Origin of the sequence: Erwinia sp. MYb416 (assembly GCF_037479575.1) — a bacterium.
Taxonomy (GTDB): Bacteria; Pseudomonadota; Gammaproteobacteria; order Enterobacterales; family Enterobacteriaceae; genus Erwinia; species Erwinia rhapontici.
Map to the genome: position 1 here is coordinate 748 of NZ_JBBGYT010000198.1, position 319 is coordinate 1,066.

Annotated in this window: 1 protein-coding gene; it reads left to right on the forward strand. The window is 58.3% G+C overall.

Features of this window, described 5'->3' with window-relative positions:
- A partial coding sequence (locus WH277_RS28615; protein WP_339504067.1) for a GNAT family N-acetyltransferase occupies positions 1 to 319 on the forward strand: 319 nt, incomplete at both ends.

Genomic DNA, 319 nt, shown 5'->3' on the forward strand with positions numbered 1-319 from the left:
GCTTTATTCCCACTGCCGAACAGTTCGAACGTAAAGGCTTTGAAGGGATCTACAGCCACAGCCTGTTCCATTACGACCACCAGATGAGCCCGGTGCTGATGCAGGGCATTGAACTGGGGCGCAGTTTTATTCAGCCAGCCTACTGGGGCAAGCGCGGCCTCGACTATCTGTGGATGGGCATTGGCGCGTATCTGGCGAAATATCCGCAGTACCGCTATCTGTTTGGCCCGGTTTCCATCTCGGGAGGCCTGCCGCTGGCGGCCCGCGATCTGCTGGTGGCATTTTATCGTCTGTACTTTGCGCCGGACCTGCCGCTGGC